This window comes from Streptomyces seoulensis (genome assembly GCF_004328625.1).
Classification (GTDB): Bacteria; Actinomycetota; Actinomycetes; order Streptomycetales; family Streptomycetaceae; genus Streptomyces; species Streptomyces seoulensis.
Window position 1 is genome coordinate 3,665,929 of the sequence record NZ_CP032229.1, and the last position, 21,333, is coordinate 3,687,261.

Genomic DNA, 21,333 nt, shown 5'->3' on the forward strand with positions numbered 1-21,333 from the left:
AAAACGAGGGTCTCCGAAACCGGGACTGGACATCAGTGTGCCAAGTGGCTACACTGACCCTTTGCGCTGCCTGTTAGCTGCCCCCTGCCCGTCACCAGGGGTCTGCCCTCGCTCGAGCACCGACGCCGAACTTCCCTGACCTGGGGTTTCCCGTCGTGAGCCTGAGAGAGGGACCGGTACGCGCGTAGTGAGTCCGAGCCCTCGGAAGGACCCCCTCTTGGCCGCCTCGCGCACTGCCTCGACCGCGAATACGAACAACGCCGCCAGCACCGCCCCGCTGCGCATCTCCTTTGCAAAGATCAAGGAGCCCCTCGAGGTTCCGAACCTTCTTGCGCTCCAGACCGAGAGCTTCGACTGGCTGCTCGGCAATGACGCCTGGAAGGCTCGCGTCGAGAAGGCTCTCGAGAACGGTCAGGACGTTCCCACCAAGTCCGGTCTGGAGGAGATCTTCGAGGAGATCTCCCCGATCGAGGACTTCTCCGGGTCGATGTCGCTGACGTTCCGCGACCACCGCTTCGAGCCGCCGAAGAACTCCATCGACGAGTGCAAGGACCGCGACTTCACGTACGCCGCGCCGCTCTTCGTCACCGCCGAGTTCACCAACAACGAGACCGGCGAGATCAAGTCCCAGACGGTCTTCATGGGCGACTTCCCGCTCATGACGAACAAGGGCACCTTCGTCATCAACGGCACCGAGCGTGTCGTGGTGTCCCAGCTCGTCCGCTCGCCGGGTGTCTACTTCGACTCCTCCATCGACAAGACGTCCGACAAGGACATCTTCTCGGCCAAGATCATCCCGTCCCGGGGTGCCTGGCTGGAGATGGAGATCGACAAGCGCGACATGGTCGGTGTCCGCATCGACCGCAAGCGCAAGCAGTCGGTCACCGTTCTGCTCAAGGCGCTCGGCTGGACGACCGAGCAGATCCTCGAGGAGTTCGGCGAGTACGAGTCCATGCGCGCCACCCTGGAGAAGGACCACACCCAGGGCCAGGACGACGCGCTGCTCGACATCTACCGCAAGCTGCGTCCGGGCGAGCCGCCCACGCGTGAGGCCGCGCAGACGCTGCTCGAGAACCTGTACTTCAACCCCAAGCGCTACGACCTCGCCAAGGTCGGCCGCTACAAGGTCAACAAGAAGCTCGGTGCCGACGCCCCGCTCAACGCGGGTGTGCTCACCACCGAGGACGTCATCTCGACGATCAAGTACCTGGTCAAGCTGCACGCCGGCGAGACCGAGACGGTCGGCGACAGCGGTCAGTCGATCGTCGTCGAGACCGACGACATCGACCACTTCGGCAACCGCCGCCTGCGCAGCGTCGGCGAGCTGATCCAGAACCAGGTCCGTACGGGTCTCGCCCGTATGGAGCGTGTCGTGCGTGAGCGCATGACCACTCAGGACGTCGAGGCGATCACGCCGCAGACCCTGATCAACATCCGGCCGGTCGTCGCCTCCATCAAGGAGTTCTTCGGCACCAGCCAGCTGTCGCAGTTCATGGACCAGAACAACCCGCTGTCGGGTCTCACCCACAAGCGCCGTCTGTCGGCTCTTGGCCCGGGTGGTCTCTCCCGTGAGCGGGCCGGCTTCGAGGTCCGTGACGTGCACCCCTCGCACTACGGCCGCATGTGCCCGATCGAGACGCCCGAAGGCCCGAACATCGGTCTGATCGGCTCGCTCGCCTCCTACGGCCGGGTCAACGCGTTCGGTTTCGTCGAGACCCCGTACCGCAAGGTCGTCGACGGCCAGGTCACCGACGAGGTGGACTACCTGACCGCCGACGAGGAGGACCGCTTCGTCATCGCGCAGGCCAACGCCACGCTCAACGACGACATGCGGTTCGAGGAGGCCCGCGTCCTGGTCCGCCGTCGTGGCGGAGAGGTCGACTACGTCCCCGGTGACGACGTCGACTACATGGACGTGTCGCCGCGCCAGATGGTGTCCGTCGCCACCGCGATGATCCCGTTCCTGGAGCACGACGACGCCAACCGTGCCCTCATGGGCGCGAACATGATGCGCCAGGCCGTGCCGCTCATCAAGAGCGAGGCCCCGCTCGTCGGCACCGGCATGGAGTACCGCTCCGCCGTCGACGCCGGCGACGTGGTCAAGGCCGAGAAGGCGGGTGTGGTCCAGGAGGTCTCCGCGGACTACGTCACCACCGCCAACGACGACGGCACGTACATCACGTACCGCCTGCACAAGTTCTCGCGCTCCAACCAGGGCACGTCGGTCAACCAGAAGGTCATCGTCAACGAGGGCGACCGGATCATCGAAGGCCAGGTCCTGGCCGACGGTCCGGCCACCGAGAACGGCGAGATGGCCCTCGGCAAGAACCTGCTCGTGGCCTTCATGCCGTGGGAGGGTCACAACTACGAGGACGCGATCATCCTGTCGCAGCGCCTCGTGCAGGACGACGTCCTCTCCTCGATCCACATCGAGGAGCACGAGGTCGACGCCCGTGACACCAAGCTCGGCCCCGAGGAGATCACCCGGGACATCCCGAACGTCTCCGAGGAGGTCCTGGCCGACCTCGACGAGCGCGGCATCATCCGCATCGGCGCCGAGGTCACCGCGGGCGACATCCTCGTCGGCAAGGTCACGCCCAAGGGTGAGACCGAGCTGACGCCGGAGGAGCGCCTGCTGCGCGCCATCTTCGGTGAGAAGGCCCGCGAGGTCCGCGACACCTCCCTGAAGGTGCCGCACGGCGAGACCGGCAAGATCATCGGTGTCCGCGTCTTCGACCGCGAGGAGGGCGACGAGCTGCCCCCGGGCGTCAACCAGCTCGTCCGTGTCTACGTCGCCCAGAAGCGCAAGATCACCGACGGTGACAAGCTCGCCGGCCGTCACGGCAACAAGGGCGTCATCTCCAAGATCCTGCCGATCGAGGACATGCCGTTCCTGGAGGACGGCACCCCGGTCGACATCATCCTCAACCCGCTGGGTGTCCCGTCCCGAATGAACCCGGGACAGGTCCTGGAGATCCACCTCGGCTGGCTCGCCAGCCGCGGCTGGGACGTCTCCGGCCTCGCGGAGGACTGGGCCGAGCGCCTCCAGGTGATCGGCGCCGACCAGGTCGACCCCGGCACGAACGTCGCCACCCCGGTGTTCGACGGCGCGCGCGAGGACGAGCTGGCGGGTCTGCTGCAGCACACCATCCCGAACCGCGACGGTGAGCGGATGGTGCAGCCGACCGGCAAGGCCCGGCTGTTCGACGGCCGCTCCGGTGAGCCGTTCCCGGACCCGATCTCCATCGGGTACATGTACATCCTCAAGCTCCACCACCTGGTCGACGACAAGCTGCACGCCCGTTCGACCGGTCCGTACTCGATGATCACCCAGCAGCCGCTGGGTGGTAAGGCCCAGTTCGGTGGCCAGCGCTTCGGTGAGATGGAGGTGTGGGCGCTGGAGGCTTACGGCGCCGCCTACGCCCTCCAGGAGCTGCTGACCATCAAGTCCGACGACGTGACCGGCCGCGTGAAGGTCTACGAGGCCATCGTCAAGGGCGAGAACATCCCCGAGCCCGGCATCCCCGAGTCCTTCAAGGTGCTCATCAAGGAGATGCAGTCGCTCTGCCTCAACGTGGAGGTGCTGTCCAGCGACGGCATGTCCATCGAGATGCGCGACACCGACGAGGACGTCTTCCGCGCTGCGGAGGAGCTCGGCATCGACCTGTCCCGGCGCGAGCCGAGCAGCGTCGAAGAGGTCTGACGGGAGTCCGGCAGGGGGCTCGGTCCCGCAAGGAACTGAGCCCCCGGCCGGCCCCAGGACCCCCGTTTCAGACCCCATGACTTACGACACTGAGAGGGATTGACGCATAGTGCTCGACGTCAACTTCTTCGACGAGCTCCGGATCGGCCTGGCCACCGCGGACGACATCCGCCAGTGGAGCCACGGCGAGGTCAAGAAGCCCGAGACCATCAACTACCGCACCCTCAAGCCCGAGAAGGACGGACTCTTCTGCGAGAAGATCTTCGGTCCGACCCGGGACTGGGAGTGCTACTGCGGCAAGTACAAGCGTGTCCGCTTCAAGGGCATCATCTGTGAGCGCTGTGGCGTCGAGGTCACGCGCGCCAAGGTGCGCCGTGAGCGGATGGGCCACATCGAGCTCGCCGCTCCCGTCACCCACATCTGGTACTTCAAGGGCGTTCCGTCGCGGCTGGGCTACCTGCTCGACCTCGCCCCGAAGGACCTCGAGAAGGTCATCTACTTCGCCGCGTACATGATCACGTACGTCGACGAGGAGCGCCGTCAGCGCGACCTGCCGTCGCTGGAGGCCCACGTCTCCGTCGAGCGTCAGCAGATCGAGAACCGCCGCGACTCCGACCTGGAGGCCCGCGCCAAGAAGCTCGAGACCGACCTGGCCGAGCTGGAGGCCGAGGGCGCCAAGGCGGACGTGCGCCGCAAGGTGCGCGAGGGCGCCGAGCGCGAGATGAAGCAGCTCCGTGACCGCGCCCAGCGCGAGATCGACCGCCTCGACGAGGTGTGGAACCGCTTCAAGAACCTCAAGGTCCAGGACCTCGAGGGCGACGAGCTGCTCTACCGCGAGCTGCGTGACCGCTTCGGCACGTACTTCGACGGTTCGATGGGTGCCGCGGCGCTGCAGAAGCGCCTGGAGTCCTTCGACCTGGAGGAGGAGGCCGAGCGCCTCCGCGAGATCATCCGTACCGGCAAGGGCCAGAAGAAGACCCGTGCGCTCAAGCGCCTCAAGGTCGTCTCCGCGTTCCTGCAGACCTCCAACAGCCCCAAGGGCATGGTCCTGGACTGCGTCCCGGTCATCCCGCCGGACCTGCGTCCGATGGTGCAGCTGGACGGTGGCCGCTTCGCGACCTCCGACCTGAACGACCTGTACCGCCGTGTCATCAACCGCAACAACCGCCTGAAGCGGCTTCTCGACCTCGGCGCGCCCGAGATCATCGTGAACAACGAGAAGCGCATGCTCCAGGAGGCCGTGGACGCCCTCTTCGACAACGGTCGTCGTGGTCGCCCGGTCACCGGTCCCGGCAACCGCCCGCTGAAGTCCCTGAGCGACATGCTCAAGGGCAAGCAGGGTCGTTTCCGTCAGAACCTGCTCGGCAAGCGAGTCGACTACTCGGCGCGTTCCGTCATCGTCGTCGGCCCGCAGCTCAAGCTGCACCAGTGCGGTCTGCCCAAGGCGATGGCGCTGGAGCTGTTCAAGCCGTTCGTGATGAAGCGCCTGGTCGACCTGAACCACGCGCAGAACATCAAGAGCGCCAAGCGCATGGTGGAGCGCGGCCGCACGGTCGTGTACGACGTCCTCGAAGAGGTCATCGCCGAGCACCCGGTTCTGCTGAACCGTGCTCCCACCCTGCACCGCCTCGGCATCCAGGCCTTCGAGCCGCAGCTGGTCGAGGGCAAGGCCATCCAGATCCACCCGCTCGTCTGCACCGCGTTCAACGCGGACTTCGACGGTGACCAGATGGCCGTGCACCTGCCGCTCTCCGCGGAGGCGCAGGCCGAGGCACGCATCCTGATGCTGTCCTCGAACAACATCCTCAAGCCCGCCGACGGCCGTCCGGTGACGATGCCGACCCAGGACATGGTCCTCGGTCTGTTCTTCCTCACCACCGACGGCGAACTCCGTGACACCAAGGGCGAGGGCCGCGCGTTCGGCTCCACGGCCGAGGCGACCATGGCGTTCGACGCCGGCGAGCTGGCCCTGCAGTCGCCCGTCGACATCCGCTTCCCGGTGGGCACCATCCCGCCGCGTGGCTGGACGCCGCCGGCCCGCGAGGAGGGCGAGCCCGAGTGGCAGCAGGGGGACTCGTTCCGTCTGCGCACCACCCTGGGCCGCGCGCTCTTCAACGAGCTGCTGCCCGAGGACTACCCGTTCGTCGACTACTCGGTGGGCAAGAAGCAGCTCTCCGAGATCGTCAACGACCTGGCCGAGCGCTACCCCAAGGTCATCGTGGCGGCGACGCTCGACAACCTGAAGGCGGCGGGCTTCTACTGGGCGACCCGTTCCGGCGTCACCGTGGCCATCTCCGACGTCGTCGTTCCCGAGGCGAAGAAGGAGATCGTCAAGGGCTACGAGGCGCAGGACGAGAAGGTCCAGAAGCAGTACGAGCGCGGTCTGATCACCAAGGAAGAGCGCACGCAGGAGCTCATCGCGATCTGGACCAAGGCGACCAACGAGGTCGCCGAGGCGATGAACGCGAACTTCCCCAAGACGAACCCCATCTTCATGATGGTTGACTCGGGTGCCCGAGGAAACATGATGCAGATGCGGCAGATCGCCGGTATGCGTGGTCTGGTGTCGAACGCCAAGAACGAGACCATCCCGCGTCCGATCAAGGCGTCCTTCCGTGAGGGCCTGTCCGTGCTGGAGTACTTCATCTCCACGCACGGTGCCCGTAAGGGTCTGGCGGACACCGCCCTGCGTACCGCCGACTCGGGTTACCTCACCCGTCGTCTGGTGGACGTCTCGCAGGACGTCATCATCCGCGAGGAGGACTGCGGCACCGAGCGCGGCCTCAAGCTGTCGATCGCCGAGCGCGGCGCCGACGGTGTGCTGCGCAAGGCGGACAACGTCGAGACGTCCGTGTACGCGCGCTGCCTCGCCGAGGACATCGTCGTCGACGGCAAGGTGCTGGCCCCGGCCGGCACCGACCTGGGCGACGTGCTCATCGACGAGCTGGTCAAGTACGGCGTCGAGGAGGTCAAGACCCGCTCGGTCCTGACCTGCGAGTCCGCCGTCGGTACCTGCGCGATGTGCTACGGCCGTTCGCTGGCCACCGGCAAGCTGGTCGACATCGGTGAGGCGGTCGGCATCATCGCCGCCCAGTCCATCGGTGAGCCCGGTACCCAGCTGACGATGCGTACCTTCCACACCGGTGGTGTGGCCGGTGACGACATCACCCAGGGTCTGCCCCGTGTGGTCGAGCTCTTCGAGGCCCGTACCCCGAAGGGTGTCGCCCCGATCTCCGAGGCCTCCGGCCGCGTGCGGATCGAGGAGACCGAGAAGACCAAGAAGCTCGTCGTGACCCCGGACGACGGCAGCGACGAGACGGCGTTCCCGATCTCCAAGCGCGCCAAGGTCCTGGTCCGCGAGGGCGAGCACGTCGAGGTGGGCCAGCAGCTCACCGTGGGTGCCACCAACCCGCACGACGTGCTGCGCATCCTGGGTCAGCGTGCCGTCCAGGTCCACCTGGTCGGCGAGGTCCAGAAGGTCTACAACTCGCAGGGTGTGTCGATCCACGACAAGCACATCGAGATCATCATCCGGCAGATGCTCCGCCGCGTGACGATCATCGAGTCCGGCGACGCCGAGCTGCTGCCCGGCGAGCTGGTCGAGCGCTCGAAGTTCGAGACCGAGAACCGTCGTGTGGTCCAGGAGAACGGACACCCGGCCTCCGGCCGTCCGCAGCTCATGGGTATCACCAAGGCGTCGCTGGCGACCGAGTCGTGGCTGTCCGCGGCCTCCTTCCAGGAGACGACCCGGGTCCTGACGGACGCGGCGATCAACGCCAAGTCCGACTCCCTGATCGGCCTCAAGGAGAACGTCATCATCGGTAAGCTCATCCCGGCCGGTACGGGTCTGTCCCGCTACCGCAACATCCGGGTCGAGCCGACCGAGGAGGCCAAGGCCGCGATGTACTCGGCCGTCGGCTACGACGACATCGACTACTCGCCGTTCGGCGCCGGCTCCGGCCAGGCCGTTCCGCTGGAGGACTACGACTACGGTCCGTACAACCAGTAGGCGAGCAGCCGAAAGGCACGCCTGATCCGAAGGGCGGTATCCCCCCGGGGATGCCGCCCTTCGGCGTTTTCCCTCCGGCGGGCGGACATTTGGGCGCATGATGGAAGAACCCCGGTCGGGGGTTCGGGAGGTGCTCCGTGTCGCATCCGTCGTGGCATCCGTCGTGGCAGCCGTCGCGCCCGCAGAACTGGCCCGCCGTGCCCCCTCCCGGCGCCTTCCCCGGCCATCTCCCGCCGCAGCCCCCGGCGTACTGGCCGGCGCCGCCCCAGGGGCCGGCCGGGGGAGCGGCGTTCATGCTGGCCTCGCACGCGGACCGGGACCGGGCGGTGGACGTGCTGCGCGCCGGGTTCGCCGAAGGACGGCTGGAGAAGGACGAGTTCGACCGCCGCGTCAGCCGGGTCTACGCGGCCCGTACGGTGGGGGAGCTGGCCCTGGTGGTGGCCGACCTGCCGCAGGGCCCGGCGCCGCATCCGGGGCCCGTGGCGGCCGTACCGCAGGTGTTCCTGGCCACACCCCGGCCGGCGCAGAACGGCAGGGCGGTCGGGTCGATGGTGTGCGGGCTGCTGTGCCTGCTGACCGCGGGGCTCACCGGAATCCCGGCCGTGGTGCTCGGGCACACCGCCCGCGCGGAGATCCGGCGCACCGGCGAGGACGGCGACGGCATGGCTCTGACCGGCCTCGTTCTGGGCTGGCTGTCCGTCGGCGGCTGGGCGCTGTTCTGGCTGCTGCTGATCGCGGTGGACGTGCTGGACTGACGGCGGGGCGACGGCCGGGTGGTGACAGAGGTGTGGCGCGGTGTGTGCGCTACGTGAAATCCAAGATCGTTGACGGCGTTGGGACTTGACATGCCCTGTCCGTCACGGGGGGCCGCCTCGCATTTGTTTTGACCGAAGTCCGTGCGATAGGTACGCTCAGACCTTGTGCCTGGGGTGTGCCCTGGCTCCCGTGTGTGCCACTCACCGCACGGCGAGCCGTCAGTGGCCGCCGAAATCCGCGCTCTTCCCTTTGCGGCGGGAGTCCGTGGGTTCGACACACCCGACCGCGTGGGTCGGAAGTCGTTCCAGGTTAGCTTCACCATTCGGCACACAGAAACCGGAGAAGTAGTGCCTACGATCCAGCAGCTGGTCCGTAAGGGCCGGCAGGACAAGGTCGAGAAGAACAAGACGCCCGCACTCGAGGGTTCGCCCCAGCGTCGTGGCGTCTGCACGCGTGTGTTCACGACCACCCCGAAGAAGCCGAACTCGGCCCTGCGTAAGGTCGCGCGTGTGCGTCTGACCAGCGGCATCGAGGTCACGGCCTACATTCCGGGTGAGGGACACAACCTGCAGGAGCACTCCATCGTGCTCGTGCGCGGCGGCCGTGTGAAGGACCTGCCGGGTGTTCGCTACAAGATCATCCGCGGCTCGCTCGACACCCAGGGTGTCAAGAACCGCAAGCAGGCCCGCAGCCGCTACGGCGCCAAGAAGGAGAAGTAAGAATGCCTCGTAAGGGCCCCGCCCCGAAGCGCCCGGTCATCATCGACCCGGTCTACGGTTCTCCTCTGGTGACCTCCCTCATCAACAAGGTGCTGCTGAACGGCAAGCGCTCCACCGCCGAGCGCATCGTCTACGGCGCCATGGAGGGTCTGCGTGAGAAGACGGGCAACGACCCGATCATCACGCTGAAGCGCGCGCTGGAGAACATCAAGCCGACCCTCGAGGTCAAGTCCCGCCGCGTCGGCGGTGCGACGTACCAGGTGCCGATCGAGGTCAAGCCCGGTCGCGCCAACACGCTCGCGCTGCGCTGGCTCGTCGGTTACTCCCGCGCCCGTCGCGAGAAGACGATGACCGAGCGTCTGCTCAACGAGCTTCTCGACGCTTCGAACGGCCTCGGTGCGGCCGTCAAGAAGCGCGAGGACACGCACAAGATGGCCGAGTCCAACAAGGCCTTCGCGCACTACCGCTGGTAGTCGCTACCCACATCGAGACCGAGAGAAGACTGAAGCCTTATGGCTACCACTTCACTTGACCTGGCCAAGGTCCGCAACATCGGGATCATGGCCCACATCGACGCGGGCAAGACGACCACCACCGAGCGGATCCTGTTCTACACCGGTGTGTCGTACAAGATCGGTGAGGTCCACGACGGCGCCGCCACGATGGACTGGATGGAGCAGGAGCAGGAGCGTGGCATCACGATCACGTCCGCTGCGACCACCTGCCACTGGCCCCTCGAGGGCAGTGACTACACCATCAACATCATCGACACCCCGGGTCACGTCGACTTCACCGTCGAGGTGGAGCGTTCGCTCCGCGTGCTCGACGGCGCCGTGACGGTGTTCGACGGTGTCGCCGGTGTGGAGCCGCAGTCCGAGACGGTGTGGCGTCAGGCCGACCGTTACGGCGTGCCGCGCATCTGCTTCGTCAACAAGCTGGACCGTACCGGCGCCGAGTTCCACCGCTGCGTGGACATGATCAAGGACCGCCTCGGCGCGGTCCCGATCGTCATGCAGCTGCCGATCGGTGCCGAGATGGACTTCCAGGGCGTTGTGGACCTCGTCCGCATGAAGGCGCTCGTGTGGTCCGCCGAGGCGGCCAAGGGCGAGATGTACGACGTCGTCGACATCCCGGCCACGCACGTCGAGGCTGCCGAGGAGTACCGCGGCAAGCTGGTGGAGACCGTCGCCGAGCACGACGACGAGATCATGGAGCTCTTCCTGGAGGGCCAGGAGCCCACCGAGGAGCAGCTCTACGCCGCGATCCGCCGGATCACCATCGCGTCCGGCAAGTCCGAGGGCGTCACGGTCACCCCGGTGTTCTGTGGCACCGCGTTCAAGAACAAGGGCGTCCAGCCCCTGCTCGACGCGGTCGTGCGCTACCTGCCGACCCCGCTCGACGTCGAGGCCATCGAGGGCCACGACGTCAAGGACCCCGAGGTCGTCGTCAAGCGCAAGCCGTCCGAGGACGAGCCGCTGTCCGCGCTCGCGTTCAAGATCATGAGCGACCCGCACCTGGGCAAGCTCACCTTCGTCCGGGTCTACTCGGGCCGCCTGGAGTCCGGCACCTCGGTGCTGAACTCCGTCAAGGGCAAGAAGGAGCGCATCGGCAAGATCTACCGCATGCACGCCAACAAGCGTGAGGAGATCGAGTCGGTGGGCGCCGGCGACATCGTCGCCGTCATGGGCCTGAAGCAGACCACCACCGGTGAGACGCTGTCCGACGACAAGAACCCGGTCATCCTGGAGTCCATGGACTTCCCGGCGCCGGTCATTCAGGTCGCCATCGAGCCCAAGTCCAAGGGTGACCAGGAGAAGCTGGGTGTCGCCATCCAGCGTCTCGCGGAGGAGGACCCCTCCTTCCAGGTCCACTCGGACGAGGAGACCGGCCAGACCATCATCGGCGGTATGGGCGAGCTGCACCTCGAGGTGCTGGTCGACCGCATGCGCCGTGAGTTCAAGGTCGAGGCGAACGTCGGCAAGCCGCAGGTGGCTTACCGCGAGACGATCCGCAAGGCCGTCGAGCGGCTCGACTACACCCACAAGAAGCAGACCGGTGGTACCGGTCAGTTCGCCAAGGTGCAGATCGCGATCGAGCCGATCGAGAGTGGCGACACCTCGTACGAGTTCGTGAACAAGGTCACCGGTGGCCGCATCCCGAAGGAGTACATCCCTTCGGTGGACGCCGGTGCGCAGGAGGCCATGCAGTTCGGCATCCTGGCCGGCTACGAGATGACGGGCGTCCGCGTCATTCTTCTCGACGGTGGCTACCACGAGGTCGACTCCTCCGAGCTCGCCTTCAAGATCGCCGGTTCGCAGGCCTTCAAGGAGGCCGCGCGCAAGGCTTCTCCCGTGCTCCTCGAGCCGATGATGGCCGTCGAGGTCACCACGCCCGAGGACTACATGGGTGAGGTCATCGGCGACATCAACTCCCGCCGTGGCCAGATCCAGGCCATGGAGGAGCGGGCCGGTGCCCGCGTCGTGAAGGGCCTCGTGCCCCTCTCGGAGATGTTCGGCTACGTCGGAGACCTCCGCAGCAAGACCTCGGGTCGCGCAAGCTACTCGATGCAGTTCGACTCCTACGCCGAGGTTCCCCGGAACGTCGCCGAGGAGATCATCGCGAAGGCCAAGGGCGAGTAACGCACCCCGTTTACACGCTTTAGGCTTGACACCGACCGCCGGGGTCGGACCACACGGAAGGATCCCGGCGGGCGGCATCCCAGCAAAGATCACCTGGCGCCGATGAGTAAGGCGTACCAGAACCACTCCACAGGAGGACCCAGTGGCGAAGGCGAAGTTCGAGCGGACTAAGCCGCACGTCAACATCGGCACCATCGGTCACATCGACCACGGTAAGACGACCCTCACGGCCGCCATTACCAAGGTGCTGCACGACGCGTACCCGGACCTGAACGAGGCCTCGGCCTTCGACCAGATCGACAAGGCTCCCGAGGAGCGCCAGCGCGGTATCACGATCTCGATCGCGCACGTCGAGTACCAGACCGAGACGCGTCACTACGCCCACGTCGACTGCCCCGGTCACGCGGACTACATCAAGAACATGATCACCGGTGCCGCGCAGATGGACGGCGCGATCCTCGTGGTCGCCGCCACCGACGGCCCGATGCCGCAGACCAAGGAGCACGTGCTCCTGGCCCGCCAGGTCGGCGTTCCGTACATCGTCGTCGCCCTGAACAAGGCCGACATGGTGGACGACGAGGAGATCCTGGAGCTCGTCGAGCTCGAGGTCCGTGAGCTCCTCTCCGAGTACGAGTTCCCGGGCGACGACCTGCCGGTCGTCAAGGTCTCGGCGCTCAAGGCGCTCGAGGGCGACAAGGAGTGGGGCAACACCGTCCTCGAGCTCATGAAGGCCGTGGACGAGAACATCCCGCAGCCCGAGCGTGACGTCGACAAGCCGTTCCTGATGCCGATCGAGGACGTCTTCACGATCACCGGTCGTGGCACCGTCGTCACCGGCCGCATCGAGCGTGGTGTCCTCAAGGTCAACGAGACCGTCGACATCGTCGGTATCAAGCAGGACAAGACCACCACCACGGTCACCGGCATCGAGATGTTCCGCAAGCTGCTCGACGAGGGCCAGGCCGGTGAGAACGTCGGTCTGCTCCTCCGTGGCATCAAGCGCGAGGACGTCGAGCGCGGCCAGGTCATCATCAAGCCCGGTTCGGTCACCCCGCACACCGAGTTCGAGGCCCAGGCCTACATCCTGTCCAAGGACGAGGGTGGCCGCCACACGCCGTTCTTCAACAACTACCGCCCGCAGTTCTACTTCCGCACCACGGACGTGACCGGCGTCGTGACCCTCCCCGAGGGCACCGAGATGGTCATGCCGGGCGACAACACTGAGATGACCGTTTCGCTCATCCAGCCCGTCGCCATGGAAGAGGGCCTGAAGTTCGCCATCCGCGAGGGTGGTCGCACGGTGGGCGCCGGCCAGGTCACCAAGATCGTCAAGTAAGCACCCCTTGCTTGAGGGTCACTGACTGACCCAGAGAGGCCCGCACGACTTAGGTCGCGCGGGCCTCTTTGCTGTTGCGTGAGCGGTGCGTACAGCGGTGCTCAAGCGCTTCGTGGGCTCTCCCAGGGACCTTTGGTGCCCTCAAGGGGCCAAGGCCGCGGTGTGGGCGGGTCGTTGCGCGTGACGTTCACCTCAGGCGCTGATCCCGATGGGTTTGACCTGCGTCACTATCGGGGTAATCTACTCGGCTCGATTGGCCAGGGGGGTAGGCCATATGGCAGACTGTCGGAGTTGCTCGGTCGAGTGTTGATGCTGCGCGCCTCCCGCCGGGAGGACCGGAAGCGAGTCCCACAGTACTCGTCAACCCCCTGGGGTTGGACGTACGGGAATCTTCCGGGAAGCGTGGGCGCAGCACCGACCAGGCGCCCGGTGGGCCTTCCGCCCCCGGTCCGCGGTTCCGGCAGGGCCGTGTGCATTCCCTGAAGGGATGTTCCAGCGATGGGCATTCTCGTTAGCGGCAGTGCGACACGCCCGACCGCGTGGGTCGGAGAGAAGGCAGTGTGAAACTGCCGGGTTCCAGAGCGTGAGAGAAGACAGGACTACTGAGTAGCCATGGCGGGACAGAAGATCCGCATCCGGCTCAAGGCCTACGACCACGAGGTCATCGACTCCTCGGCGAAGAAGATCGTCGAGACGGTGACCCGCACTGGTGCGTCGGTCGCGGGCCCGGTGCCGCTGCCCACTGAGAAGAACGTGTACTGCGTCATCAAGTCGCCGCACAAGTACAAGGACTCGCGCGAGCACTTCGAGATGCGCACGCACAAGCGCCTGATCGACATCCTCGACCCGACGCCCAAGACCGTTGACTCCCTGATGCGACTCGACCTCCCGGCCGGTGTCGACATCGAGATCAAGCTCTAGGGATCGGTGATCTGAGAATGGCTAAGCAGATCAAGGGCATCCTGGGCGAGAAGCTCGGCATGACGCAGGTGTGGGACGAGAACAACCGTGTTGTTCCGGTCACCGTCGTCAAGGCCGGCCCCAACGTCGTCACCCAGGTCCGTACGAACGACGTCGACGGCTACGAGTCGGTCCAGATCGCCTTCGGCGAGATCGACCCGCGCAAGGTGAACAAGCCCCTCAAGGGCCACTTCGCCAAGGCCGACGTCACCCCGCGCCGCCACCTGGTGGAGCTCCGCACCTCCGACGCCAGCGACTACACGCTGGGCCAGGAGATCACTGCCGAGGTCTTCGAGTCGGGCGTCAAGGTCGACGTCACCGCGAAGAGCAAGGGCAAGGGCTTCGCGGGTGTCATGAAGCGCCACAACTTCAAGGGTGGCAAGGCGTCCCACGGTGCCCACCGTGTGCACCGCATGCCTGGTTCCATCGGTGGCTGTGCCACCCCCGGCCGTGTCTTCAAGGGCATGCGCATGGCGGGTCGCATGGGCAACGAGCGGGTGACCACCCAGAACCTGACCGTTCACGCCGTTGACGCGGAGAAGGGCCTGCTCCTCATCAAGGGCGCGGTTCCTGGTCCGAACGGCGGCCTCGTCCTGGTCCGCACCGCGGCCAAGGGGGCCTGAGGACTATGAGCACCATTGACATTCTGTCGCCCTCCGGCGACAACGCCGGGACCGTAGAGCTCCCGGCCGAGATCTTCGACGTCGAGAAGATCAGCGTTCCGCTGCTTCACCAGGTCGTCGTCGCGCAGCTTGCCGCCGCCCGTCAGGGCACGCACAAGGTCAAGCGTCGTGGCGAGGTCCGCGGTGGTGGCCGCAAGCCGTACCGCCAGAAGGGCACCGGCCGCGCGCGCCAGGGTTCGACCCGTGCGCCGCAGTTCGCCGGCGGTGGCGTCGTCCACGGCCCCACGCCGCGTGACTACTCGCAGCGGACCCCGAAGAAGATGAAGGCCGCGGCCCTGCGCCACGCCCTCACCGACCGGGCCCGCAACGCTCGTATCCACGTCATCACCGGCGTGGTCGAGGGCGACACCCCCTCCACCAAGGCCGCGAAGAGCTTCCTCGGCAAGGTCAGCGAGCGCAAGAACGTGCTCCTGGTCATCGAGCGCTCCGACGAGGCCGCGCTGCTTTCCGCGCGCAACCTGCCCCAGGTCCACATCCTGGAGCCGGGCCAGCTGAACACGTACGACGTTCTCGTCTCGGACGACGTGGTCTTCACCCAGGCCGCTTTCGAGTCCTTCGTGTCCGGCCCGAAGGCCAATGACACCGAAGGGAGCGAAGCCTGATGGCTACGCGCCACCCGAGCATCGCCTCGAAGGCCGCCAAGGCCGCCAAGGCCGCGCGCGTCGCCAAGGCGAAGCGTCACGCCACCGAGGGCAAGAACACGGTCGAGACCCCGCTGAGCAAGTCCTTCACGGACCCCCGTGACGTGCTGCTCAAGCCGGTCGTCTCGGAGAAGAGCTACGCGCTCCTCGACGAGGGCAAGTACACGTTCATCGTCGCCCCGAACGCCAACAAGACCCAGATCAAGCAGGCCGTCCAGGCGGTCTTCGACGTCAAGGTCACCGGGGTCAACACGATCAACCGCCAGGGCAAGCGCAAGCGCACGAAGACCGGCTTCGGTCAGCGTGCCGGCAGCAAGCGTGCGATCGTGACCCTCGCCGAGGGCGACCGTATCGACATCTTCGGCGGTCCGACCGCCTGACGGCGGTCTGGATCGTCCGATATCGGACGAGGACTGAGAAATGGGAATCCGCAAGTACAAGCCGACTACGCCGGGCCGTCGTGGCGCCAGCGTCGCCGACTTCGTCGAGGTCACGCGGTCCACGCCGGAGAAGTCGCTGGTCCGCCCGCTGCACAGCAAGGGCGGCCGTAACAACGCCGGTCGTGTGACCGTTCGCCACCAGGGTGGCGGACACAAGCGCGCCTACCGAGTGATCGACTTCCGTCGTCACGACAAGGACGGCGTGCCGGCGAAGGTCGCGCACATCGAGTACGACCCCAACCGCACCGCGCGCATCGCGCTGCTGCACTACGCGGACGGCGAGAAGCGCTACATCCTCGCCCCGCGCAACCTGCAGCAGGGCGACCGCGTCGAGAACGGTCCGGGCGCCGACATCAAGCCGGGCAACAACCTGGCGCTCCGCAACATCCCGGTCGGTACCACGATCCACGCGATCGAGCTCCGTCCCGGTGGCGGCGCCAAGTTCGCCCGCTCCGCCGGTGCGTCCGTGCAGCTGCTCGCGAAGGAGGGCTCCATGGCCCACCTCCGCATGCCGTCCGGCGAGATCCGTCTCGTCGACGTGCGCTGCCGCGCCACCGTCGGTGAGGTCGGCAACGCCGAGCAGAGCAACATCAACTGGGGTAAGGCCGGCCGTAAGCGGTGGCTGGGCGTTCGCCCGACCGTCCGTGGTGTGGTCATGAACCCGGTCGACCACCCGCACGGTGGTGGTGAGGGCCGGACCTCCGGTGGTCGCCACCCTGTGTCCCCGTGGGGCAAGAAGGAAGGCCGTACTCGTTCGCCCAAGAAGGCGTCGAACAAGTACATCGTCCGCCGCCGCAAGACGAACAAGAAGCGCTAAGGACGGGTTGAGATGCCTCGTAGCTTGAAGAAGGGACCCTTCGTCGACGACCACCTGATCAAGAAGGTGGACGTCCAGAACGAAGCCGGTTCCAAGAACGTCATCAAGACCTGGTCCCGTCGCTCGATGATCGTCCCGGCCATGCTCGGCCACACGATCGCGGTGCACAACGGCAAGACCCACATCCCGGTGTTCGTCACCGAGTCGATGGTCGGCCACAAGCTCGGCGAGTTCTCGCCGACTCGCACCTTCCGCGGCCACGTCAAGGACGACCGGAAGTCGAAGCGCCGCTAGTAGCGGATCGCATTCAGACACGTAAGTAACTGAGAGGGACAACCATGGAAGCCAGGGCCCAGGCGCGGTACATCCGCGTTACGCCCATGAAGGCCCGCCGCGTGGTGGACCTTATCCGTGGCATGGATGCCACGGAGGCTCAGGCTGTTCTGCGATTCGCTCCGCAGGCAGCCTCCGTGCCGGTCGGCAAGGTGCTCGACAGCGCCATCGCCAACGCCGCGCACAACTACGACCACACCGACGCCGACAGCCTCTTCATTTCCGAGGCCTACGTCGACGAGGGCCCGACCCTGAAGCGGTTCCGGCCGCGCGCCCAGGGCCGTGCCTACCGGATCCGCAAGCGGACCAGCCACATCACCGTGGTCGTCAGCAGCAAGGAAGGAACCCGGTAATGGGCCAGAAGGTAAACCCGCACGGGTTCCGGCTCGGTGTCACGACCGACTTCAAGTCGCGTTGGTACGCCGACAAGCTGTACAAGGACTACGTCAAGGAAGACGTGGCCATCCGTCGCATGCTGACGCAGGGCATGGAGCGCGCGGGCATCTCCAAGGTGGAGATCGAGCGCACCCGTGACCGTGTCCGCGTGGACATCCACACCGCGCGTCCGGGCATCGTCATCGGCCGCCGCGGTGCGGAGGCCGACAAGATCCGCGGTCAGCTGGAGAAGCTGACGGGCAAGCAGGTCCAGCTGAACATCCTCGAGGTCAAGAACCCCGAGACGGATGCGCAGCTCGTGGCCCAGGCCGTCGCCGAGCAGCTCTCCTCGCGTGTCTCCTTCCGCCGTGCCATGCGTAAGAGCATGCAGTCGGCGATGAAGGCCGGCGCCAAGGGCATCAAGATCCAGTGCGGTGGCCGCCTCGGTGGCGCCGAGATGTCCCGCTCGGAGTTCTACCGCGAGGGCCGTGTGCCCCTGCACACGCTCCGCGCGAACGTGGACTACGGCTTCTTCGAGGCCAAGACGACCTTCGGCCGCATCGGCGTGAAGGTCTGGATCTACAAGGGCGACGTCAAGAACATCGCCGAGGTCCGCGCCGAGAACGCTGCGGCCCGTGCGGGTAACCGCCCGGCTCGTGGCGGCGCCGACCGCCCGGCCCGTGGTGGCCGCGGCGGCGAGCGTGGCGGGCGTGGTCGCAAGCCGCAGCAGGCTGCCGGCGCCGAGGCCCCCAAGGCCGAGGCTCCCGCTGCCGCCGCTCCGGCTGAGAGCACCGGAACGGAGGCCTGACCGTCATGCTGATCCCCCGTAGGGTCAAGCACCGCAAGCAGCACCACCCGAAGCGCAGTGGTATGGCCAAGGGTGGCACGCAGGTCGCGTTCGGCGAGTACGGCATCCAGGCGCTGACCCCGGCGTATGTGACGAACCGTCAGATCGAAGCGGCTCGTATCGCCATGACCCGCCACATCAAGCGTGGCGGCAAGGTCTGGATCAACATCTACCCGGACCGTCCCCTCACCAAGAAGCCTGCCGAGACCCGCATGGGTTCCGGTAAGGGTTCCCCGGAGTGGTGGATCGCCAACGTCAAGCCCGGACGCGTCATGTTCGAGCTGTCGTACCCCAACGAGAAGATTGCGCGTGAGGCCCTCACTCGTGCGGCTCACAAGCTGCCGATGAAGTGCCGGATCGTCAAGCGCGAGGCAGGTGAAGCGTGATGTCGGCCGGTACCAAGGCGTCCGAGCTGCGCGAGCTGGGCAACGAGGAGCTTCTTGCGAAGCTCCGCGAGGCCAAGGAAGAGCTTTTCAATCTCCGCTTCCAGGCGGCGACTGGTCAGCTCGAGAACCACGGCCGTCTGAAGGCGGTCCGCAAGGACATCGCGCGGATCTACACCCTGATGCGCGAGCGTGAGCTGGGCATCGAGACGGTGGAGAACGCCTGATGAGCGAGAAGAACGTGACTGAGAACGCAGAGGCCCGCGGCTTCCGCAAGACCCGCGAGGGTCTCGTCGTCAGCGACAAGATGGACAAGACCGTCGTCGTCGCTGTCGAGGACCGCGTGAAGCACGCGCTGTACGGCAAGGTCATCCGCCGTACGAACAAGCTCAAGGCTCACGACGAGCAGAACGCCGCCGGCGTCGGCGACCGTGTCCTCCTCGCGGAGACCCGGCCGCTGTCGTCGACGAAGCGCTGGCGCATCGTCGAGATCCTCGAGAAGGCCAAGTAATTTTCCTGCGGGATAATCCGCAGGACAGTTCCGCCAGGCTCGGTCGGGGTTCCCGTTCCTCATAGGGACGGGACCCCGGCCGGGAACCGGCAGACAAACAGGAGATAGACGTGATCCAGCAGGAGTCGCGGCTGCGTGTCGCCGACAACACTGGTGCGAAGGAGATCCTTTGCATCCGTGTGCTCGGTGGCTCCGGTCGCCGCTACGCGGGCATCGGTGACGTCATCGTCGCCACCGTCAAGGACGCGATCCCCGGCGGCAACGTGAAGAAGGGTGACGTCATCAAGGCGGTCATCGTTCGCACCGTCAAGGAGCGCCGCCGTCCCGACGGCTCGTACATCCGCTTCGACGAGAACGCCGCTGTCATTCTCAAGAACGACGGCGACCCTCGCGGCACCCGTATCTTCGGCCCCGTCGGCCGTGAGCTGCGCGAGAAGAAGTTCATGAAGATCATCTCGCTCGCGCCGGAGGTGCTGTAAGCATGAAGATCAAGAAGGGCGACCTGGTCCAGGTCATCACCGGTAAGGACAAGGGCAAGCAGGGCAAGGTCATTGCCGCTTACCCGCGCGACGAGCGTGTCCTGGTCGAGGGTGTCAACCGGGTCAAGAAGCACACCAAGGCCGGCCCCACCGCCAGCGGTTCGCAGGCGGGCGGCATCGTCACGACCGAGGCGCCCATCCACGTCTCCAACGTCCAGCTGGTCGTTGAGAAGGATGGCAACAAGGTCGTCACGCGTGTCGGCTACCGCTTCGACGACGAAGGCAACAAGATCCGCGTTGCCAAGCGGACGGGTGAGGACATCTGATGGCTACCACCACCACTCCGCGTCTGAAGACGAAGTACCGCGAGGAGATCGCGGGCAAGCTGCGTGACGAGTTCAAGTACGAGAACGTCATGCAGATCCCCGGCCTCGTCAAGATCGTGGTCAACATGGGTGTGGGCGACGCCGCCCGCGACTCCAAGCTGATCGAGGGCGCCATCCGCGACCTCACCACGATCACCGGTCAGAAGCCGGCCGTCACCAAGGCCCGCAAGTCCATCGCGCAGTTCAAGCTGCGCGAGGGTCAGCCGATCGGTGCCCACGTCACGCTCCGTGGCGACCGCATGTGGGAGTTCCTGGACCGCACCCTGTCGCTGGCGCTTCCGCGCATCCGCGACTTCCGCGGCCTGTCCCCCAAGCAGTTCGACGGCCGTGGCAACTACACCTTCGGTCTCACGGAGCAGGTCATGTTCCACGAGATCGACCAGGACAAGATCGACCGCGTCCGGGGTATGGACATCACCGTGGTCACCACGGCGACCAATGACGCTGAGGGCCGCGCGCTCCTTCGTCACCTCGGCTTCCCGTTCAAGGAGGCGTGAGCGAGATGGCGAAGAAGGCTCTTATCGCTAAGGCTGCTCGCAAGCCCAAGTTCGGTGTGCGTGGCTACACGCGCTGCCAGCGCTGCGGCCGTCCGCACTCCGTGTACCGCAAGTTCGGCCTCTGCCGCGTGTGCCTTCGTGAGATGGCTCACCGTGGCGAGCTGCCGGGCGTGACCAAGAGCTCCTGGTAATCCCCCTAATCAGGGATTCCGGAAGCTCTCGGTAAGCAACTGGGTCGACAGGGCCCGCCCCCACATGCCGTAGGCTTGCGGGGTCGGGCGTCTGTCGCGCCCGTACGACTTACTACGCCGTAGGTCCACCGCGCCGCACCCGTCCCGTCCCGGATCGGGGAGAGGGATGGCGCACCAGGAAACCCCGGCGAGAGAGGCCGAAGGCCAATTCATGACCATGACTGATCCGATCGCAGACATGCTTACGCGTCTGCGGAACGCGAACTCGGCATACCACGACTCCGTGACGATGCCGTCCTCGAAGATCAAGTCTCACATCGCAGAGATCCTCCAGCAGGAGGGCTTCATCACGGGCTGGAAGGTCGAGGACGCCGAAGTCGGCAAGAACCTCGTCCTGGAGCTGAAGTTCGGCCCCAACCGTGAGCGCTCCATCGCGGGGATCAAGCGCATCTCCAAGCCCGGTCTCCGGGTTTACGCGAAGTCCACCAACCTGCCGAAGGTGCTCGGCGGCCTGGGCGTGGCGATCATCTCCACGTCGCACGGTCTCCTCACCGACAAGCAGGCCGGCAAGAAGGGCGTGGGTGGGGAAGTCCTCGCCTACGTCTGGTAACGGAAGGGAACGGAGGAA

General features: G+C 66.2%; 23 protein-coding genes. All 23 read left to right on the forward strand.

Annotated elements, in window-relative coordinates:
- Nucleotides 1–217 precede the first annotated feature (217 nt).
- The 23 genes from rpoB to rpsH all read left to right on the forward strand — a co-directional run bounded on the left by rpoB (nt 218) and on the right by rpsH (nt 21,315).
- Complete coding sequence (gene rpoB / locus D0Z67_RS17165) at nt 218–3,703, forward strand: DNA-directed RNA polymerase subunit beta (protein ID WP_031180871.1); 3,486 nt, start codon at nt 218–220, stop codon at nt 3,701–3,703.
- A 109-nt stretch (nt 3,704–3,812) separates the two neighbouring features.
- Complete coding sequence (locus D0Z67_RS17170; RefSeq protein ID WP_031180870.1) at nt 3,813–7,712, forward strand: DNA-directed RNA polymerase subunit beta'; 3,900 nt, start codon at nt 3,813–3,815, stop codon at nt 7,710–7,712.
- A gap of 293 nt (nt 7,713–8,005) precedes the next feature.
- On the forward strand, nt 8,006–8,467 hold the full coding sequence (locus tag D0Z67_RS17175) for a DUF1707 and DUF4190 domain-containing protein (RefSeq protein WP_037774825.1): 462 nt from the start codon (nt 8,006–8,008) through the stop codon (nt 8,465–8,467).
- Nucleotides 8,468–8,815: 348 nt separating this feature from the next.
- Nucleotides 8,816–9,187 (forward strand): 30S ribosomal protein S12, encoded by a 372-nt coding sequence (gene rpsL / locus D0Z67_RS17180; RefSeq protein ID WP_003948652.1) that lies wholly within the window; start codon nt 8,816–8,818, stop codon nt 9,185–9,187.
- 2 nt (nt 9,188–9,189) lie between these two features.
- Nucleotides 9,190–9,660 carry a 30S ribosomal protein S7 gene (gene rpsG / locus D0Z67_RS17185; RefSeq protein WP_003992340.1) on the forward strand — a complete coding sequence of 157 codons (471 nt, stop codon included), beginning with the start codon at nt 9,190–9,192 and terminating at the stop codon, nt 9,658–9,660.
- 39 nt (nt 9,661–9,699) lie between these two features.
- Nucleotides 9,700–11,826: an elongation factor G gene (gene fusA / locus D0Z67_RS17190; protein ID WP_031180868.1), complete on the forward strand. Its 2,127-nt coding sequence runs from the start codon at nt 9,700–9,702 to the stop codon at nt 11,824–11,826.
- Nucleotides 11,827–11,968: 142 nt separating this feature from the next.
- On the forward strand, nt 11,969–13,162 hold the full coding sequence (gene tuf / locus D0Z67_RS17195) for an elongation factor Tu (RefSeq protein WP_031180867.1): 1,194 nt from the start codon (nt 11,969–11,971) through the stop codon (nt 13,160–13,162).
- 612 nt (nt 13,163–13,774) lie between these two features.
- Nucleotides 13,775–14,083, forward strand: coding sequence for a 30S ribosomal protein S10 (rpsJ, locus tag D0Z67_RS17200; protein WP_003948644.1), 309 nt, complete (start codon nt 13,775–13,777; stop codon nt 14,081–14,083).
- Nucleotides 14,084–14,100: 17 nt separating this feature from the next.
- Complete coding sequence (rplC, locus tag D0Z67_RS17205) at nt 14,101–14,745, forward strand: 50S ribosomal protein L3 (protein ID WP_030811658.1); 645 nt, start codon at nt 14,101–14,103, stop codon at nt 14,743–14,745.
- Nucleotides 14,746–14,750: 5 nt separating this feature from the next.
- Nucleotides 14,751–15,407, forward strand: a complete 657-nt coding sequence (gene rplD / locus D0Z67_RS17210; RefSeq protein ID WP_030811662.1) for a 50S ribosomal protein L4 — start codon at nt 14,751–14,753, stop codon at nt 15,405–15,407.
- Nucleotides 15,407–15,826, forward strand: coding sequence for a 50S ribosomal protein L23 (gene rplW, locus D0Z67_RS17215; protein ID WP_030811665.1), 420 nt, complete (start codon nt 15,407–15,409; stop codon nt 15,824–15,826). Before rplD ends, rplW begins: the two co-directional genes overlap by 1 nt.
- A gap of 40 nt (nt 15,827–15,866) precedes the next feature.
- On the forward strand, nt 15,867–16,703 hold the full coding sequence (rplB, locus tag D0Z67_RS17220) for a 50S ribosomal protein L2 (RefSeq protein ID WP_030811669.1): 837 nt from the start codon (nt 15,867–15,869) through the stop codon (nt 16,701–16,703).
- Between the two features lie 12 nt (nt 16,704–16,715).
- The gene (rpsS, locus tag D0Z67_RS17225; RefSeq protein WP_030619138.1) at nt 16,716–16,997 is read left to right on the forward strand and encodes a 30S ribosomal protein S19; all 282 of its coding nucleotides are present in this window, start codon (nt 16,716–16,718) and stop codon (nt 16,995–16,997) included.
- 44 nt (nt 16,998–17,041) lie between these two features.
- Nucleotides 17,042–17,389 carry a 50S ribosomal protein L22 gene (gene rplV, locus D0Z67_RS17230; RefSeq protein WP_003974262.1) on the forward strand — a complete coding sequence of 116 codons (348 nt, stop codon included), beginning with the start codon at nt 17,042–17,044 and terminating at the stop codon, nt 17,387–17,389.
- On the forward strand, nt 17,389–18,219 hold the full coding sequence (rpsC, locus tag D0Z67_RS17235) for a 30S ribosomal protein S3 (RefSeq protein WP_030811675.1): 831 nt from the start codon (nt 17,389–17,391) through the stop codon (nt 18,217–18,219). The genes rplV and rpsC overlap by 1 nt, the downstream gene beginning before the upstream one ends.
- A 5-nt stretch (nt 18,220–18,224) precedes the next feature.
- The gene (gene rplP / locus D0Z67_RS17240) at nt 18,225–18,644 is read left to right on the forward strand and encodes a 50S ribosomal protein L16 (RefSeq protein WP_030811678.1); all 420 of its coding nucleotides are present in this window, start codon (nt 18,225–18,227) and stop codon (nt 18,642–18,644) included.
- On the forward strand, nt 18,644–18,868 hold the full coding sequence (gene rpmC, locus D0Z67_RS17245; protein WP_007494763.1) for a 50S ribosomal protein L29: 225 nt from the start codon (nt 18,644–18,646) through the stop codon (nt 18,866–18,868). Before rplP ends, rpmC begins: the two co-directional genes overlap by 1 nt.
- Nucleotides 18,868–19,152 (forward strand): 30S ribosomal protein S17, encoded by a 285-nt coding sequence (gene rpsQ / locus D0Z67_RS17250; protein ID WP_030811683.1) that lies wholly within the window; start codon nt 18,868–18,870, stop codon nt 19,150–19,152. Before rpmC ends, rpsQ begins: the two co-directional genes overlap by 1 nt.
- 110 nt (nt 19,153–19,262) lie before the next feature.
- Nucleotides 19,263–19,631, forward strand: coding sequence for a 50S ribosomal protein L14 (gene rplN / locus D0Z67_RS17255; RefSeq protein ID WP_003992364.1), 369 nt, complete (start codon nt 19,263–19,265; stop codon nt 19,629–19,631).
- A gap of 2 nt (nt 19,632–19,633) precedes the next feature.
- Nucleotides 19,634–19,957, forward strand: coding sequence for a 50S ribosomal protein L24 (gene rplX / locus D0Z67_RS17260; protein WP_018543913.1), 324 nt, complete (start codon nt 19,634–19,636; stop codon nt 19,955–19,957).
- Nucleotides 19,957–20,514 carry a 50S ribosomal protein L5 gene (gene rplE, locus D0Z67_RS17265; RefSeq protein ID WP_007494758.1) on the forward strand — a complete coding sequence of 186 codons (558 nt, stop codon included), beginning with the start codon at nt 19,957–19,959 and terminating at the stop codon, nt 20,512–20,514. The genes rplX and rplE overlap by 1 nt, the downstream gene beginning before the upstream one ends.
- 5 nt (nt 20,515–20,519) lie before the next feature.
- Nucleotides 20,520–20,705: a type Z 30S ribosomal protein S14 gene (locus D0Z67_RS17270; protein WP_003948630.1), complete on the forward strand. Its 186-nt coding sequence runs from the start codon at nt 20,520–20,522 to the stop codon at nt 20,703–20,705.
- 211 nt (nt 20,706–20,916) lie between these two features.
- Nucleotides 20,917–21,315, forward strand: coding sequence for a 30S ribosomal protein S8 (gene rpsH, locus D0Z67_RS17280; protein WP_030811690.1), 399 nt, complete (start codon nt 20,917–20,919; stop codon nt 21,313–21,315).
- Nucleotides 21,316–21,333: the final 18 nt, after the last annotated feature.